This window comes from Vibrio sp. 10N.222.54.E6 (genome assembly GCF_041473955.1).
Classification (GTDB): Bacteria; Pseudomonadota; Gammaproteobacteria; order Enterobacterales; family Vibrionaceae; genus Vibrio; species Vibrio tasmaniensis_A.
Map to the genome: position 1 here is coordinate 367,739 of NZ_JBFRTD010000010.1, position 17,764 is coordinate 385,502.

Genomic DNA, 17,764 nt, shown 5'->3' on the forward strand with positions numbered 1-17,764 from the left:
ATGACAACTCAAACTACAATCAATAACGAAAAGCTATCTCCGTGGCCTTGGCAGATCGAAGAGAGCACAACTCGCTTTGATAACGCAGCAATGTCGACAATATTGAAAGACTTAAGCCTTGCTTGTTACGTCGTGAACCACCCAGAAAAAGGGTTAGGTGTTAGCCAACAAGCAGAGATTGCATCGGGCGATTCAGCAAGCTCAGCGAACAGCCAACCTGTTAGCGCCTTTGCTCCTGCACTTGGTACACAAAGCCTAGGCGACGAAGATTTTCGTCGCTGTCACGGCGTGAAATACGCTTACTATGCGGGCGCAATGGCAAACGGCATTTCATCTGAAGAGTTAGTGATTGCGCTTGGCCAAGCTGGCATTCTTTGTTCATTTGGCGCGGCGGGCTTAATCCCGTCTCGCGTTGAGCAAGCGATCAACCGTATTCAAGCAGCACTGCCAAACGGTCCTTATGCGTTTAACCTGATTCACAGCCCAAGCGAACCCGCTCTAGAGCGCGGCAGTGTAGAGCTATTTTTGAAACACAAAGTGAAAACGGTTGAGGCTTCTGCCTTCTTAGGCCTAACACCGCAGATCGTTCACTACCGTGCCGCGGGCCTTAGCCGCGATGCACAAGGTGAGATTCAGATTGGCAACAAGGTTATTGCTAAGGTAAGCCGTACTGAAGTTGCAAGTAAGTTCATGCAACCAGCTCCAGTTAAAATGCTGCAAGCTTTGGTTGATGAAGGTCGAATCACAGCAGAACAGATGGAACTGGCACAGCTGGTTCCTATGGCTGATGACATTACCGCAGAAGCCGATTCTGGTGGTCATACCGATAACCGTCCACTGGTTACCCTGCTGCCAACGATTCTTGCACTGAAAGAACAAACCCAAGCACAGTACCAATTCAAAACTCCGCTACGTGTCGGTTGTGGTGGTGGCGTAGGCACGCCTGACGCGGCTCTAGCGACGTTTAACATGGGTGCTGCTTACATTGTTACCGGTTCAATCAACCAAGCGTGTGTTGAGGCTGGCGCGAGCGAACACACACGTAAGCTGCTTTCGACAACTGAAATGGCTGACGTGACTATGGCTCCGGCAGCAGACATGTTCGAAATGGGCGTGAAACTGCAAGTGGTTAAGCGCGGCACTTTATTCCCAATGCGTGCGAACAAGTTGTATGAACTTTACACTCGCTACGACTCAATTGAAGCGATTCCAGTAGAAGAGCGTCTGAAGCTTGAGAAGCAAGTATTCCGTTCAACACTGGATGACATTTGGGCAGGGACTGTGGCGCACTTTAACGAGCGCGATCCTAAACAGATCGAGCGTGCTGAAGGTAACCCGAAACGTAAAATGGCGTTGATTTTCCGTTGGTACTTGGGTCTTTCTAGCCGTTGGTCAAACACCGGCGAACAAGGTCGTGAGATGGATTATCAAGTATGGGCTGGCCCGGCACTTGGCGCATTCAACGCATGGGCGAAAGACAGCTACCTAGATGATTACCAGCAGCGTAATGCAGTCGACCTAGCAAAACACCTAATGCACGGCGCAGCCTACTTGGCTCGTGTTAACCTGCTGACTTCGCAAGGTATCAAGCTTGATCCGGAACTAGCACGCTGGAAGCCAACGCAAAGAATGGCCTAGGCATTTCAATACAGCGGTTAATTAAGCTCAACGAATAAAAAAAGCGACCTTAACGGGTCGCTTTTCTTTGAATCATCGAAATGTCATTGCAGTCGTTGGTTATTTGATCGCTTTATTTAGCTTCTCGCCAACCACATCTAAACGCCAACCTTGCATAACATCTGGCAGCTTTTCAGGATTACGATCGTACTTCCAAATCCAGCTTAACACTTGATTAAGTTGCTTCTTCGACGCCAAAAACTCAGTCGCTAAACCACTGTGTTGCGATGCTGTTTTCACTTCATCTTTCAACACTTTGAAGAGTTGCTTGTAACCTGGGTAGTCCATTAGACGTTCTACTGGCGCAGGGTACTCTTCTTCTGGCGTATGCTCAGCTAACTTAACGATTGAACTGATTTTAGCGCCATGGCGACGTACAGAGCGGTAATCAAAACCTTCTTGCTCCATGTGCTTAGGGTCTTTCATCGCAAAACGCGCCACAGCCCATAGGTCTTGTTCTTTGAAAACAAAGTTCAGCGCTAAGTCACGCTTAATCGCTTCTTTTAAACGCCAAGTTGCTAGCGGTCTTAAAATAGCTAGCTGCTGAGGCTTTAGCTGCCACGCGCCTTTAATATCAAGGTAAGCGTTATCTGGGTTTGCTTTACGGATGCGCTTAGCCACTTGTAAATCAGACTCTTGCTGTGCCGCTTCCCACCAGCCCGCTTCCATCACTTTTTCTAGAAGCTTGTTGTACATTGGCATCAAGTAGTGAACGTCTGCTGCTGCGTAGTCGAGTTGCTTTTGAGAAAGCGGACGCGCTAGCCAGTCGGTGCGAGATTCACTCTTATCTAGGTCAACGCCTACAAACTCTGAAACGAGAGCTGCAAAGCCAGTTGAAAGACCATGACCTAAGAAGGCTGCCATGATCTGCGTATCAACCATTGGCGTTGGCGTACAGCCAAATGCGTTCTGGAACACTTCTAGATCTTCGCCACACGCGTGCAAAACTTTCAGTACTGAAGTGTCTTTCAATAACCCAACAAACGGGGTCATTTCATCAAGAGCAATAGGATCAATCAGTGACAGCGTTTCACCATCAAATAACTGAATTAAGCCTAATTGAGGGTAATAGGTTCTTGTACGAACGAACTCTGTATCAAGCATAACAACATCGGCTTCACGTGCTTGTTGGCAAACTCGCTCAAGGTCTTTCACTTGGGTAATGATTTGATAATCCACAAAAACTCTCACTGATTTTACTTTGATCGCCGGATACAAAAATGCCGACATTAACTGTCGGCATTCTAACACCATTTTTCAGCGCTCGCTTAGATTAAGCGCTGCTATGGCTTATGGTGCATCATCTTCTCGTAAATGAGCTCGTTACTCGCTTGCGCGTTTAGCAAGCTCAGCATCGTTCTCTTCACGAAGCACTCGGCGTAAGATCTTACCTACATTGGTTTTTGGTAGTTCTTCACGGAACTCAATCAATTTAGGGATCTTGTAGCCCGTTAGGTGCTCACGACAGTGCGCGATAATGTCTTCTTTGGTTAGGCTCGGGTCACGTTTCACAACGTAAATCTTAACCAACTCACCTGACACTTCATGAGGTTGACCGATAGCCGCAACTTCTAACACTTTGCCATGCAGAGCCACAACATCTTCAATCTCGTTCGGGTAAACGTTGAAGCCCGACACTAGAATCATGTCTTTCTTACGGTCAACGATGTACAACAAGCCTTCATCATCAAACTTAACGATGTCACCTGTCGATAGCCAACCGTCTTGATCGATCACTTCTTTGGTCGCTTCTGGACGCTGCCAGTAACCTTGCATCACTTGAGGACCACGGACCTGCAATTCACCCACTTGGTCATTGCCAACCACTTTACCTTCATCATCAACAATACGAACTTCTGTTGATGGTACTGGCAGGCCGATTGCACCCGTATAGTCTTTCAAATCGTATGGGTTACCTGTGACCAAAGGAGCACATTCAGTTAAACCATAGCCTTCAAGTAGGTGGACACCTGTCGCTTTCTTCCATTGCTCAGCAACAGCGCGTTGAACCGCCATACCGCCGCCAACAGATAAACGCATGTTACTGAAATCCAACTCGTGGAAATCTTCGTTATTCACTAGCGCATTGAACAAGGTGTTTACGCCAGTAATCGCGGTAAACGGAACTTTTTGTAGTTCTTTAATAAAGCCAGGAATGTCACGAGGGTTAGTAATCAAAAGGTTACGACCACCCATCTCAACAAACAGTAAGCAGTTCACTGTCAATGCAAATACGTGGTAAAGCGGCAATGCCGTTACCACCAATTCACGGCCTTCTTGTAGCACAGGGCTGTATGCCCCTTTAGCTTGAAGTACGTTCGCAATCATATTGCGGTGCGTTAGAATTGCGCCCTTCGCTACACCCGTTGTACCACCTGTGTACTGTAGGAATGCGATGTCATCACCCGCCATAAACGGCTTCACATATTGAAGACGACGGCCTTTGTAAAGTGCCTTTCTGAATGAAATGGCACCCGGTAGATCGTACTTAGGCACCATACCTTTTACGTATTTCACTACGAAGTCGACAATCGTACCTTTCGCTCGTGGCAACATTTGCCCAAGGCTAGTGAGTACAACGTGTTTAACCGGAGTTTTATCAACGACTTTCTCTAGTGTGCTCGCAAAGTTAGAAACGATAACAATCGCCTTTGCGCCAGAGTCATTCAGTTGGTGTTCAAGTTCGCGAGGCGTGTACAGTGGGTTGACGTTCACAGCAATCATACCTGCACGCAGTACACCAAACAGTGCAATTGGGTATTGCAGCAAGTTTGGCATCATCAGCGCGACACGATCGCCTTTCTTCAGTTTTAGATCATTCTGCAAGTAAGCAGCAAAAGCACGACTGCGCTCTTCAAGCTTACGGAATGTCATAATCGATCCCATGTTCTCGAATGCAGGTTGGTCGGCGAACTTCTGTACCGACTGTTCAAACATTTCAATGAGAGATTGGTACTGATCTGGGTTGATCGTTTCTGGTACGTCACTTGGATAACGTGAAAGCCAAGGTTTATCCACGATGTTACTCCTCGTTTATCAGCTGACGACTGCTTCGCCGCTTTTTATCATTGCGGTATTACAGCACAGCTTTAGTGCATGAGCACTAAAAGGCTCAAACACTTGTTTAAATTTTGTTAACTACACCAAGAATTAGCTCTGAAACTAGCTCTGGGCTCTCTAAATGACAATGATGTCCGCCAGGAATCGTCTCTATATTCAGAGGACTATGCGCTGATTTGTAGCGATTATGCTGCAAATGTCGGTATCCATCATTCCCTAGGATTATTAATTGAGGGCATTCAATAGCCGCCATAATCGCTTCAGCGTGCGCCTGTGACATTCGATATAACGAGTCACATTTTAGATTAGGGTCGCATCGCCATTGCCAAGAGTTCTCAAACTCGACAATACCTCGCTCAACAATAGGAGCGATTAATTCAGCATTAATTTGGTTGGCGTGAGCTCTCAGCTTAATAGCATCCTCAAGACTTGCCAGAGGACGTGAAGGCTTTCTTCGCTGTCGAAGACGACTAAGTACCCCATCCCTCAAGCGAGAGACTGTTTCGTGGGGAGCTTCAGAAAGAGGTCCGTGACCTTCAATTTGAATTAATCCTGACACATTTTCAGGAAAGGCGGCACTATAGCAACTTGCTATCAATGCACCAAGTGAATGTCCTACCAGCACCAGTCTGTTTGGCGATAATTTGGTCACTAGCTGGTGTAAATCATCAATATAGTCGTGAAATGGGTAGTAACTCCCCGACTTATGCGACGAGAAACCGTGCCCAAAAAGATCGATCGCAACCAAGTGAGTATCTGGAGAAAGCTTAGAGACTTGCTGCATGACCTGAGTAAAACTTGCGGAATTGTCTAGCCAGCCATGAATAAAAACGACCGTCGTTACGGTCGTTTGTGGGTTGCCAATCTGTTGTGTTGCAAGTGTCCCGCTCGCAAGGGAATATGACTGTTCAATCATTGATAGTATGGTGTCCCTGTCATTGGGTATGTCGAGTTAAGGTTCGACTATTGCACATCTTGAATCACACGCCCTGACTTAGGCATGGTTTGAAAACTGCGACAATGTAAACTGCGGCAAGAGTAGTAAGTTGGCGCAAAGTCATTAATAACCACTCTTTCAGTGATCTGCCATAAACGTTGATTGTAGACATTCATGACTGGGAAAGTGTAAGGGTATTCACCAACCATACCGTCTTCAGTGCTATTTGATGTGCCAACTAAAGTAACTAAACGACCCTCAGCAAAGCTCAATGGTTCAACATAGCCGTCAATGTAACCAACAAAACGTCCTTTTGGTTCGGCATCAATATCAGGCTTACCACTACTAGAGATAGGTAAGTTCACCACTTCAACACGCGTTTTATCTTTCAGATTAGTGACTTTAGCAATCACGCCACCCAAACGAACATCACCGGCATCCGGTAGTGTGTTTACCCACTCTTGGTAGTCAGTTACCACCTGTTCTGAGTTTGCATTAAGTTCTTTAGGTAAAGAGGAGCACCCCATCACCATCGTAGAGAAAGCGACAAGGAAAAATAAGCGAGATTTAGATATGAGAGAATACATAATGCAGCTCCTTAGAGCAGGATAAATGAAAACACAAAGCTAGATATAAATATCGACCCCAATTAGCTTTGCAAGTTCCTCTTTTTTAGCTTGATTCATCACATCCATATACTCCTCCATCGCACGTCGTCCGCGCCCTTCTGGAAGATCATATTGAATCTGAGCCTTGTGAATCTCAGACTCTTTGACCTGGCGAATAGAATGCGAGACAGCATTCGCAACCTTAGTTGGCTGACCAACAGAGGTCTTTGCATCGCCTTTTTTTACCTCATTCTTTTTGTTGGTTCGATTGGTTTTAGATGTATTGCCTATCGAAGAAGGAGGTAAGCCGTTGATTGAAACCATGCTTAAAGAGTTTATTACCTGACTTTAATGATTGTGTATCTAATTTTAATAACGGCTCTACAAAATAAACTGCAGAGCCAAAGTAATACGTATTTACTCGCGACCAGGCAGTTTTTTCCAAGTCACTTTATCACGTAGGTAAACCGGCTCAGACTCTTCAGCAGCAACCGCTTTGCCTTCAGCATAAGCAAATTGAGCAAGGAACGCCATGTCTTGAGCTTCTGGGAATAGCACTTCACACACTTTGGTGTTGATCGCTAGTGTGTCCATGTGCTCTGCATATGCTTCCCAACCTGTGCCTACTTTTGCCCATGTGTTGGAGTCCGCTTCAAGCTGTTCAGCCAATTCGCTTGGAGGCGTTACACATTCCGCATCGACCGCAGTCCAACGACCATCATCTTCACGGCTGTAACGAGCCCAGTAAACTTCACTCATGCGAGCATCAATTGCTGTTGCAACATGAGTTTCGCCAAATTTACGGTAGCTGCCTTGCGCCATCGCTGCCAGTGTAGACACACCGATCATCGGCAAATCAGCACCAAAAGCTAAGCCTTGAGCAATACCAATGCCAATACGTACACCCGTGAAACTGCCCGGGCCTTGGCCAAACGCGATCGCGTCGATATCGGTTAAAGCAATATTCGCTTCTTTCAGTACTTCATCAACCATAGGTAGAATTTTTTTCGTATGGTCTCGAGGTGCCTCTTCGCTACGTGCGAACACCTGGTCACCAATTACTAGTGCAACTGAACAGTTTTCAGTTGCGGTATCTACTGCAAGAATTTTCGCGCTCATTTGTGTCTCAAATATTCGTTATCTAATCTAAAATAATGGCTAAGCTCAACAATGCCAATTACTCAGCAGCGGTTGAATGGTCTTTAGCTAAGAATTCTTTAATGATCCCTAAGTCACGGGTACGTGGGATAGGCGGTAAACTCGCCAAAAACACACCACCGTAATCGCGGGTCACCAAGCGGTTATCGCAAATAATTAAAGCGCCATTGTCACGTTTATCACGTATTAATCGGCCAACACCTTGTTTCAAGGTAATCACTGCGTCTGGTAACTGTACTTGTGCAAAAGGATCACCCCCTTTTAACTTACAGTCCTCGATTCGAGCCTTAAGTAAAGGGTCATCAGGGGCTGTAAAGGGCAATTTATCGATGATAACACAGCTTAATGCGTCGCCCCTAACATCTATCCCCTCCCAGAAAGCGCCAGTAGCCACCAGCAATGCGTTACCTAATTCCATGAATTCGGCTAAGGTTTTTTGCTTACTTGTCTCACCTTGCAGCAGAACTGGAACCGAGAGCGTTTCGCGGAACCGTTCACCCAACTCTTTCATCATGCTGTGTGAGGTACATAAGAAGAAACAGCGACCTTGGTTTTGCTCAATCACAGGGGTCAGCATTCTTACTAGCTTGTCCGCTAAGCCCGGGCTATTCGGTTCTGGTAGATAGCGAGGCACGCACAAACGCGCCTGATTTGGGTAATCAAACGGGCTCGGTAGTGAAAATTGTGCTGACGGTTTTAGCCCAAGCCGTGAGGTGAAATGGTCGAAATCGTCCGACACCGCCAAAGTTGCAGAGGTAAACACCCAAGCACCCGGTTTTAGCTCAATCTTCTCATGGAATTTGTCGGCGACTGAGAGTGGCGTGATGTGCAAAGCAAAGTGTCGTGGCGTGGTGTCATACCAATACGAATAACCAGTAATCGACACGTCACATACACGTTCGATACGCGACTTAATCATGGTTGCACGCTCGAAAGCCGTGTCTAACAACTGGCTTCGACCCAATGCTAATTTCAATACATCAACGGCCAATTGCAACGCATCTTGTAAGCGAACTAACTCTCTCGCAATCGACTCTGACTTCAATGCTTCACGCCAGTTACCGCGAAAGCCCGTATCGCCAAGCACAATGCGTAGATCGGCTGACGATTGAACGAGCCTATCCCCTACTTTCTGCAGTTGGCGCATGTCTTTGGCTTCAGTTCGGTAAGCAATTTCAATGTCCTTGGCTAGCTCTTGGATCTGTCGGCTGGAAACCGATTGTCCGAAGTATTGGCTAGCGATATCGGGAAGTTGGTGCGCTTCATCGAAGATAAACACATCGGCTTCAGGTATCAGCTCACCAAACCCGGTTTCTTTGATCGCTAAATCCGCGAGAAACAAGTGGTGGTTCACTACAACAACATCAGAATCCATCGCTTTTTTACGCGCCTTCAGCACAAAGCAATCGGTGTAGCTTGGGCACTCTTTGCCTAAGCAGTTGTCGTTAGTCGAGGTAATGGTTGGAATGACCGGGCTATCTTCAGCAATATCATCACAGTCACCTAAATCGCCAGTTTGAGTCGCGGACGACCAGCTGCGCACTTTCACCAACTGAGCTAACAGCGTTGGATCGGTGTGAGTGCCATGGCTCTCGATCATTTGACGACTGAGCCTGTCCAAGCACAAATAGTTTGAACGGCCTTTGAGTAACGCAACCTGACCATAAAAACCAAGCGCATCGACCATCAATGGTAAATCTCGGTGAAACAGCTGTTCTTGAAGGTTTTTAGACCCCGTACTGATGATCGTTTTCTTACCACTCAGCAGTGCTGGCACTAGATAAGCAAACGTCTTACCTGTTCCCGTTCCCGCTTCAACGACCAATTGGCTCTGTTGTTCAATAGCCTGTGAAACCGCTTCAGCCATGTCTAGCTGAGCTTGTCGAGGTTGGAACCCAGGGATCGCTTTACCCAAAGCACCATCAGCAGAAAACGTTTTAGATATCATAGAGTACGAAGTTTAGAAAAATAGAAGGCGAATTATGGCAGGTTTAGTGAGCCGGCGCGAATCAAGAATGACTTCGCACCGGAGGTGTTTGGTTTGGGTTAAGCTACCTAGAAGGTAAGAATTGAAGAAATAAAAATCAAAGAATCGTTATTATTTTCGGCTGAGATAACGCGACAACCAAGGGGCGCCTTCAAAATGATTATCGCAAGGCTGCATGGCTTTCACTGCATCGGTTGGTGAGGTTTTACTTTCCCACATTTCATCTAGAACATTACCATCTAACTCTGTACTTCCCGCTAATGAATTCACTCGTTTGCAGTACAGTTTTTTTGCTAGTAACTCTTTATCCATAAGTATCACCTCTATTTTTGGCCAAAGCGTCAATGCCTCGGTTGAAGTTCAAATGCGTACTACGGTCAAAACTTGAAAAATGAAGCTTCTGCCTTTTTTTCTATCGAAAAACTGATATTTCTATATAAAACAATTTATCGATGCGATAAATGAGCAGCAGAATTTGTTGAAACCAACTTGATAATAGATTAATTATAACGGTGATACTGCGGCTCAGTTCACCGTTCGACGGCCTGCATTAAATTTTGAAGAATCCCGATTTCATATAATAAGTGCAACATTCATGGAAGTAAGATGCAAATGGAAAGAAAAACTTTATTAACACATTGTACTGACGCCCCAGGCCTCATCTCAAAGATCACCAACATTTGTTATAAGCACCAACTCAATATTATTCACAATAATGAGTTCGTTGATAACACAAGTGGCCACTTCTTTATGCGCACAGAGCTAGAGGGCTACTTCAATGACGAAACCTTACTCGCCGATTTAGACCAAGCCCTGCCAGAAAACACAAAACGTAAGCTGGTTGATTCATCTCGTAAGCGTGTTGTGATTCTGGTAACTAAAGAAGCACACTGCCTTGGCGATATTCTGATGAAGAACTTCGATGGCAGTTTAGATGTTGATATTGCGGCAGTAGTTGGTAACTACGATACACTGCAAAGCCTAACCGAGCGTTTTGATATCCCTTACCACCATGTTTCTCACGAAGGATTAAACCGTGAAGAGCATGAGAAGAAGATGTTGGAAGTCATTGACCAGTATGAGGCGGACTATCTAGTGCTTGCTAAATACATGCGAGTGCTGACGCCGGGGTTTGTTGAGAAGTACAACCACAAAATCATCAACATTCACCACAGTTTCTTGCCTGCATTCATTGGTGCTAAGCCATACCAGCAAGCTTACGAGCGCGGTGTGAAGATCATTGGTGCAACGGCACACTTTGTGACAAACGATCTCGATGAAGGTCCAATCATCAAGCAAGATGTTATCCCAGTGGATCACAATTTCAGCGCGAAAGACATGGCACAAGCGGGTCGTGACGTAGAGAAGAACGTGTTGAGTAAGGCTTTAAACAAAGTGATCAATGATCACGTGTTTGTTTACGGCAACAAGACCGTGATTCTGTAGATCGGAGGTTCGATTTCAGGTAAGACTTCCAGTTAGAACCCAATAAAAAACGCGCAATAGGGTTAATCCATTGCGCGTTTTTTGTATCTGATGATCTGACTAGCTTTATGAGATTCCCGACTACGCTCCTTCGTCGCTATCGGGAATGACGAATTCGGTAAGAACCTTCTAACCGTAGACTCTGACATACGCCCTCGAACGCTCAGACTGTCAGCATCTAAAGATAGACCTGGCAAACACCATCAAACACCCCGTAATTCCGACGAGCCTTGGTGAGTTCAGGAATCTATTCCCAGCAACTATCCAATCAAATTAGGCCTGTTCTGACTCAACAATCTTCTTCAAAGAGTGTGGATGCAGCTTAATGCAAATCCCTTGATGCTTGAATGCAACCGTTGGATTATTCAAACGTTCCCCCTCACCTTTCGGGCTAGAGAGTTTTATCTTAATGCCTTGATCTGCCAAATTTTCAAACTTAGCAGCGAACTGCGGGTAAGTCTCTTTAAGGTCTGCTAGATACTCATCGGCCGTTTGTGCGTGAGAAGGAATCACAAACTCTACATGCTCCCAATCTTGGCTCGGGTAAATCTTGCCTTCAGCTGGGTATGGAAGCTCTAAACATTCAATCTTCCAACCAAGGCTTTGCAATGGTTTATCGAAAGCCAACACCACAATGGGACGACCATTGATCATCGCTTCTGAAATCGTAGAGCCGTATTCAGACCATGCTTGATGTGCTGATTTCGCAAGCTCAGTTTCATTGATTCTTAATGCAATATGATCCGCTTGAGCAAAGCTTAAATCCAAACCCAGCACATTTCCGAGGTTCTCAATTTTCGTCATAAACGTATCAAGGCGTGCAATCATTTGTTGTGGTTCTAGTTCTGCTTGCTTCAGGCTCATCGTCATTGTCTATGTTCTCCAAATAATGGCAGCATGGTATCAGTTTTACTTCCAGCAACAAGCGCTGCTTTGACAAAAAACACTCAAAAAGTACCGTGTCTTACTTTCCTAAATAGACAAACTTGGCTTGGTCAAAGTTGATTGTCAAAAACCCCTCAGGAAATGTTAATTTTCTATCAATTCGACCTATAAGAAAGCCCACAAAATTGGTATGATTAACGCCATTTTTGTGAACTTAAACAGAGTCTGTTGTTCATTTCAGCATTAAATCGTTAACTAGAAGCATAATTAGCCAAATTTAATGCCCACGAAATAACGGCTACTCTTATTCATCCTTGAATTGAAGGAAACGCGTGTGAATATCCAAGCACTGATTAATGACAAAGTATCTCAGGCTCTAGAAGCCGCTGGCGCACCTGCAGGCTCTCCTGCGGCTGTCCGTCAATCTGCAAAACCACAATTTGGTGACTACCAAGCAAACGGCATTATGGGTGTTGCTAAACGACTAGGCACTAACCCTCGAGAATTTGCTCAAAAAGTATTGGACGTTCTAAACCTAGACGGTATCGCTTCTAAAGTTGAAATCGCAGGTCCAGGTTTCCTAAACATCTTCCTAGATGAAACGTTCCTGGCACAACAAGCAGACGCAGCGCTTGCTGACTCTCGCCTTGGTGTTTCAGCCGCAGAAGCACAAACGATTGTTGCTGACTACTCAGCTCCAAACGTTGCAAAAGAAATGCACGTAGGCCACTTACGTTCAACGATCATCGGTGATGCTGTTGTTCGTACACTTGAGTTCTTAGGTCACAAAGTTATCCGTGCTAACCACATTGGTGACTGGGGTACTCAATTCGGTATGCTTATCGCAAACCTTGAGCGCATCCAAGCTGAAACTGGTGAAGTTTCAATGGAACTGTCAGATCTTGAGCAGTTCTACCGTGAATCTAAAAAGCTTTACGACGAAGACGAAGAATTCGCTGTGAAAGCTCGTGGCTACGTAGTGAAACTGCAAGGTGGCGACGCATACTGTGCTGAAATGTGGAAAAAGCTTGTTGACGTAACCATGGTTCAAAACCAACGTAACTACGATCGCCTGAACGTATCACTAACACGTGATGATGTGATGGGTGAAAGTATGTACAACCATATGCTTTCAAACATCGTTTCTGACCTACAAACACAAGGTCTAGCAAAAGAGTCTGACGGCGCACAAGTTGTATTCCTAGACGAATACAAAAACAAAGATGGCGACCCTATGGGCGTTATCGTGCAAAAACGTGACGGTGGCTTCCTATACACCACCACCGATATTGCCTGTGCTAAATATCGTTTTGAAGAACTGGGCGCAGATCGCGTACTTTACTTCATCGACTCTCGTCAGCACCAACACCTAATGCAAGCTTGGACTATCGTTCGTAAAGCGGGTTATGTTCCTGAGTCTGTATCTCTTGAGCACCACGCGTTCGGCATGATGCTAGGTAAAGATGGTAAGCCATTTAAAACTCGTGCTGGCGGTACAGTGCGTCTTGCTGACCTTCTGGACGAAGCAGAAGTACGTGCAACTCAGCTGATTGAATCTAAAAACCCTGAGCTAGCAGAAGACGAGAAGAAAACCATTGCGAACACAGTAGCAATGGCAGCAGTTAAATACGCAGACCTTTCTAAGCACCGTACCACTGATTACGTGTTCGACTGGGAAAACATGCTGGCATTTGAAGGCAACACAGCACCGTACATGCAGTACGCATACACTCGTGTCGCTTCAATCTTTGCTAAAGCAGGCATTTCTATGGACTCTCTAGAAGGTGAAATCAAAATCACTGAAGAGAAAGAGAAAGCCCTTATCGCGAAACTTCTACAATTTGAAGAAGCGGTACAGTCTGTTGCTCGTGAAGGTCAACCACACATCATGTGTAGCTACCTGTTCGAACTTGCTGGTCAATTCTCTAGCTTCTACGAAGCATGCCCTATCCTTGTGGCTGAAGATGAAACCGTTAAACAGAGCCGCCTGAAGCTTGCTGCACTGACAGCTAAGACTATCAAGCAAGGTCTGTCGCTTCTAGGTATCGAAACTCTAGAGCGTATGTAATCCCCTTCGGGTTACAATGAATAAATACAAAGGTTGATGTGAGAGCATCAACCTTTTGTTTTATCTAACGTATACTGAATTCAAGAAATCGAAATGGATAATAATAATGAGCTTTGAACTTCACCCACAGTTAGCAAAAGACACCACGCTTATTGGCGAATTTCCACTAAGCTTGGCGCTGCTAAGCAAAGACAGTGCAGTGCCTTGGGTTATCTTGGTACCCAAACGCGCCAACCTAAAAGAGTTGCACCATCTACCAATGAAAGAACAACAGCAGTTCTTGCTTGAGTCTCAAGCGGTAAGCCAAGCATTAGAAGCGACATTCCAACCAGACAAATTAAACCTAGGCGCGCTAGGTAACATGGTGCCACAACTGCACATTCACCATATTGCGCGTTTCAAAAATGACATCGCATGGCCAGGACCAGTATGGGGAAACACTAAAGGTGAGCAGCGTACGGAAGAAGAACAAGCTGCAATCCATACTCGTATCCAAAACGTTTTGTCGCTGAGTTCTATCTTCAAGAAGGCGTAATTTGAGTTGGTCTCATTGAGCTTTAAAACAAGACAGTTCAGATAAGACACATAACAAAAAGCCGCTCACCTAAAATAGGTGAGCGGCTTTTTTATTGTCTAATCTCGTCGCTTTCAACGAGAGTATGAGACCTGAACTACATCATCACATTCAGTGACAAACCATCTTGTTTGCTGATGGTGTAGCGAATACGTGTTGTATGGCCATGCTTATTGGTGTCGACCAAGCGAGATATCTTGCCTTTCTTGACCCACACTCCCAGCATAGCATCGATACCGTCTTCACTTACCCCAAACTTAGATGCAAGCTCACTACGAGCAGCAACACCTTCGTTATCAATGTATTGATGAAGTTCAGTTAAAATCATACTACTTGCACCTCAAGTGCTTTTTGCTTACTGCCGATTTTCTTGAAGATGCGATACGTCACCACAAAACCACCAGCAATTGCCACCATCCACACAGCACTACTTACTGGGTGTACAGCGAAGTTTGCTGCTTGGTAATAGAAGGTCGCACCGAAGTAACCAAGTGCCATTGTCCAAACTGCGATGAAGCGGGCAAACGTCTGACCAAATTCACGAACATAAGCACCCATCGCTGCCACACAAGGTGTGTAAAGCAAGATTAGGATTAAGTAAGCAAACGCAGCGTGGCCTGATACAAACTTATCTTTCAAGTTACCAAAGATCGAAGTATCAACCTCTTGATCAGCAGCCACAGAACTAGAGTCAGACAAGTCACCAACTTCAATTCCTAATGGATCTGAATAGCTCAAACCAGCAAGGTTTTCAGGAATGGTCATTACAGCTTCTTCTAAACTTGCCGCTAGATCAAACTCAGCCGCTTCTTCATCAGAAGGTGTAGTGTATAAGCTATTTAGCGTACCAACCACAGCTTCTTTCGCAAAAATACCGGTAATGATACCAACCGTTGCAGGCCAGTTCTCTTCAGTAATTCCAATCGGTTGGAACACTGGAGTTACAACTTGAGCCGCTTTAGATAGCACAGAACTTTCACTGTCTTCGTTACCAAAACTGCCGTCCATACCTAATGAATTCAAGAAACTCAGAATTGCCACAACCATTACAATGGTTTTACCTGCGCCAAGCACGAAACGTTTCAGCTTCTGCCAAGTTTTCAGCATCACGTTTTGCACGGTCGGCAATTCGTAATCCGGCATTTCCATAACCAAGCTATCGCTGCTACCAGGATAGATAGTATTTTTAAGGAACAAGCCCGTAAACACAGAAGCCAGAATACCCATGATGTACAGAGCGAACACAACGTTTTGTCCAGCACCAGGAAAGAATGCAGCAGCAAACAGTGCGTATACAGGTAGACGAGCACCACATGACATAAACGGTGCCATTGATGCGGCGAGTTTACGTTCGCGCTCTTGGTCAAGAGTACGAGTTGCCATGATAGAAGGTACGTTACAGCCAAAACCCAGAACAAGTGGTACAAATGCTTTGCCCGGTAAGCCAATCTTCTGCATCACTTTATCCAGTACAAATGCGGCACGCGCCATGTAGCCTGAACTTTCTAGTACCGCTAAGAATAGGTAAAGAGCAGCGATTACCGGAATAAAGGTCGCAACCGTTTGGATACCGCCACCAATACCATCAGCAAGAACGGTGACTAGCCAAACCGGTAAGTGACCATCTAATAAGTGATGTCCGCCATCAACTAATATTGCGCCAACACCAATATCGAAGAAGTCGATAAACGCGCTACCGATATTGATAGAGAACATAAACATTAGGTACATGATGACGAAGAAGAAAGGAATCCCGACCCATTTATTCAAAATGAATTGATCGGCTTTCTCTGTGAAATTACGGCTCAGTTTGCCTTCGCTGCGACGAACTCGTTTACAAAGTTCATGTAAGAAAGTGTATTTAGCGTCAGCAACAGCAAGATCAATATCGAAATCGGCACCAAGACGCACACTATCAATTTGAGTGCGAGTTTGTGGGGCCAAACCATTCAATACCAAGTAATCATTTTCTAAAGCACGAATCGCTAGCGCTCGGTGAGATACGTCAGCATCATCAAATTGTGAATCAACAGAAGGAATAAGAGCTTCTAACGCGGCATCGTAATCAATAGAGATAGGATCAAGACTCACCCCTTGAACCAGAAGCTTATGCAAACGCTCTTTAAAACGAACCACTTGCCCTTTATCGTTTGCTGACAAGCTTAGAACCGGGCAACCTAGCTCTTTTTCTAGAGCCTTAAGATTAATCACCTGACGCTCACGCTTTAATACATCCATTTTGTTCAATACAACGATCATTGGGCGACCCAACTCTCGCAATTGTAATGTCATGTATAAGCTTCTTTCCAAACAGCTAGCATCAACAACATTGATGATCACGTCCGCTGGGTGAGTAAGCACGGCGCGTGATGCAATCGACTCATCGATACTGTTTGCATCATTGCCACTGTCTAGTGCATAAATGCCTGGTAAATCCGTTAACTGAAATTGATCACCAGCGTGCGAATATAAACCGGTTTTCTTTTCTACGGTCACACCAACCCAGTTACCAACGTGCTGTTTTGCGCCAGTTAATGCGTTAAATAATGTTGTTTTACCACTATTAGGGTTACCAACAGTAAGAACTTGATAATCCATTTAGATAACCTCGATTTGTTCTGCAATGCTTTCACGAATGGCTATAGAAACACCTCTCACTTCAACTTGAAGCGGATCACCCATAGGTGCACGACGGATAAGTGTCACCTCGGTTTTTGGCAACATGCCCATAACCATTAGTTTTTTTCTAACGTCTGGTGTTAAACCTGTAAGTGCAACAATAGAAGCCGCTTTTCCTTGCTCTAGTTGTGAGAGTTTCATAAGTACCCAGTTCGAGATTGATAATGAGAAAGATTGTTATTACCGACATAATACACGCACATACCCACAATTCTATTGTGTGAAATCAATGTTTTCGAAAATACACTCTCGTAAATTTCGTTAAAAACGTTTACGTCAAAAACGTCACTTTCAACAATTAGTGGGGACTACCTTACTAGTACGCGTCAACCAGAAAACAATAAGACAATAATAATCAACAACTTATAATAATGTCGGTTTTCTCACAGTCATCTGTCGTTAATTTTATAAGCAAAACAAGTCGCTACCCGTATAGTTACTCCATCGAAGAGAAACTCTTTCTCTTTAATTTTATTCCAGAGGTGATGTGGCTTGCCATATCACTCCGGCAGCAAGCGAAGGTGTCATTGGCACCCGTGGTATAGTCCCCCCGGCTATACCACGATATTTTTTTTCTTCCTTTTGTTTTAACCCAAAAACCTTTTTAAACTCCCCCAACTATCGTTATATCTCGTATCTCGTATCT

Annotated in this window: 16 protein-coding genes; 4 read left to right on the forward strand and 12 right to left on the reverse strand. The window is 45.0% G+C overall.

Annotated elements, in window-relative coordinates:
- Positions 1-1,638 (forward strand): eicosapentaenoate synthase subunit PfaD, encoded by a 1,638-nt coding sequence (pfaD, locus tag AB4513_RS06545; RefSeq protein WP_009847297.1) that lies wholly within the window; start codon positions 1-3, stop codon positions 1,636-1,638.
- 99 nt (positions 1,639-1,737) lie between these two features.
- On the opposite strand, the gene rnd is transcribed toward pfaD, so the two are convergent.
- The 8 genes from rnd to AB4513_RS06585 all read right to left on the reverse strand — a co-directional run bounded on the left by rnd (position 1,738) and on the right by AB4513_RS06585 (position 9,739).
- On the reverse strand, positions 1,738-2,856 hold the full coding sequence (gene rnd, locus AB4513_RS06550; protein WP_032500282.1) for a ribonuclease D: 1,119 nt from the start codon (positions 2,854-2,856) through the stop codon (positions 1,738-1,740).
- 144 nt (positions 2,857-3,000) lie between these two features.
- Positions 3,001-4,695 (reverse strand): long-chain-fatty-acid--CoA ligase FadD, encoded by a 1,695-nt coding sequence (gene fadD, locus AB4513_RS06555; protein ID WP_009847299.1) that lies wholly within the window; start codon positions 4,693-4,695, stop codon positions 3,001-3,003.
- Between the two features lie 106 nt (positions 4,696-4,801).
- Positions 4,802-5,653: an alpha/beta fold hydrolase gene (locus AB4513_RS06560; protein WP_009847300.1), complete on the reverse strand. Its 852-nt coding sequence runs from the start codon at positions 5,651-5,653 to the stop codon at positions 4,802-4,804.
- 47 nt (positions 5,654-5,700) lie between these two features.
- Complete coding sequence (locus AB4513_RS06565) at positions 5,701-6,261, reverse strand: Slp family lipoprotein (RefSeq protein ID WP_009847301.1); 561 nt, start codon at positions 6,259-6,261, stop codon at positions 5,701-5,703.
- Positions 6,262-6,300: 39 nt separating this feature from the next.
- Positions 6,301-6,606: a hypothetical protein gene (locus tag AB4513_RS06570; protein ID WP_009847302.1), complete on the reverse strand. Its 306-nt coding sequence runs from the start codon at positions 6,604-6,606 to the stop codon at positions 6,301-6,303.
- 93 nt (positions 6,607-6,699) lie between these two features.
- Positions 6,700-7,401, reverse strand: a complete 702-nt coding sequence (gene tsaB, locus AB4513_RS06575; RefSeq protein WP_009847303.1) for a tRNA (adenosine(37)-N6)-threonylcarbamoyltransferase complex dimerization subunit type 1 TsaB — start codon at positions 7,399-7,401, stop codon at positions 6,700-6,702.
- 58 nt (positions 7,402-7,459) lie between these two features.
- Complete coding sequence (locus AB4513_RS06580; RefSeq protein WP_009847304.1) at positions 7,460-9,388, reverse strand: ATP-dependent DNA helicase; 1,929 nt, start codon at positions 9,386-9,388, stop codon at positions 7,460-7,462.
- 150 nt (positions 9,389-9,538) lie between these two features.
- Positions 9,539-9,739: a hypothetical protein gene (locus AB4513_RS06585; RefSeq protein WP_009847305.1), complete on the reverse strand. Its 201-nt coding sequence runs from the start codon at positions 9,737-9,739 to the stop codon at positions 9,539-9,541.
- A gap of 300 nt (positions 9,740-10,039) precedes the next feature.
- Here AB4513_RS06585 and purU point away from each other — a divergent pair, with 300 nt between their 5' ends.
- Positions 10,040-10,873 carry a formyltetrahydrofolate deformylase gene (purU, locus tag AB4513_RS06590; protein ID WP_012604522.1) on the forward strand — a complete coding sequence of 278 codons (834 nt, stop codon included), beginning with the start codon at positions 10,040-10,042 and terminating at the stop codon, positions 10,871-10,873.
- 312 nt (positions 10,874-11,185) lie between these two features.
- Here the strand turns inward: purU and AB4513_RS06595 are convergent, their stop codons facing one another.
- Positions 11,186-11,782 (reverse strand): VOC family protein, encoded by a 597-nt coding sequence (locus AB4513_RS06595; RefSeq protein WP_009847307.1) that lies wholly within the window; start codon positions 11,780-11,782, stop codon positions 11,186-11,188.
- Between the two features lie 349 nt (positions 11,783-12,131).
- Here AB4513_RS06595 and argS point away from each other — a divergent pair, with 349 nt between their 5' ends.
- On the forward strand, positions 12,132-13,865 hold the full coding sequence (gene argS, locus AB4513_RS06600) for an arginine--tRNA ligase (protein ID WP_009847308.1): 1,734 nt from the start codon (positions 12,132-12,134) through the stop codon (positions 13,863-13,865).
- A 106-nt stretch (positions 13,866-13,971) separates the two neighbouring features.
- On the forward strand, positions 13,972-14,400 hold the full coding sequence (locus AB4513_RS06605) for an HIT domain-containing protein (RefSeq protein ID WP_009847309.1): 429 nt from the start codon (positions 13,972-13,974) through the stop codon (positions 14,398-14,400).
- A 136-nt stretch (positions 14,401-14,536) separates the two neighbouring features.
- Here the strand turns inward: AB4513_RS06605 and AB4513_RS06610 are convergent, their stop codons facing one another.
- From AB4513_RS06610 to AB4513_RS06620, 3 genes are read right to left on the reverse strand one after another with little or no spacing between them, the layout of a single operon-like run.
- A complete protein-coding gene (locus AB4513_RS06610) occupies positions 14,537-14,767 on the reverse strand; it encodes a FeoC-like transcriptional regulator (RefSeq protein WP_009847310.1) in 231 nt (76 codons plus the stop codon).
- The gene (gene feoB, locus AB4513_RS06615) at positions 14,764-17,037 is read right to left on the reverse strand and encodes a Fe(2+) transporter permease subunit FeoB (RefSeq protein WP_009847311.1); all 2,274 of its coding nucleotides are present in this window, start codon (positions 17,035-17,037) and stop codon (positions 14,764-14,766) included. The genes AB4513_RS06610 and feoB overlap by 4 nt, the downstream gene beginning before the upstream one ends.
- Positions 17,038-17,259, reverse strand: coding sequence for a FeoA family protein (locus tag AB4513_RS06620; protein WP_004734203.1), 222 nt, complete (start codon positions 17,257-17,259; stop codon positions 17,038-17,040). It lies immediately after the preceding gene.
- Between the last annotated feature and the right edge of the window lie 505 nt (positions 17,260-17,764).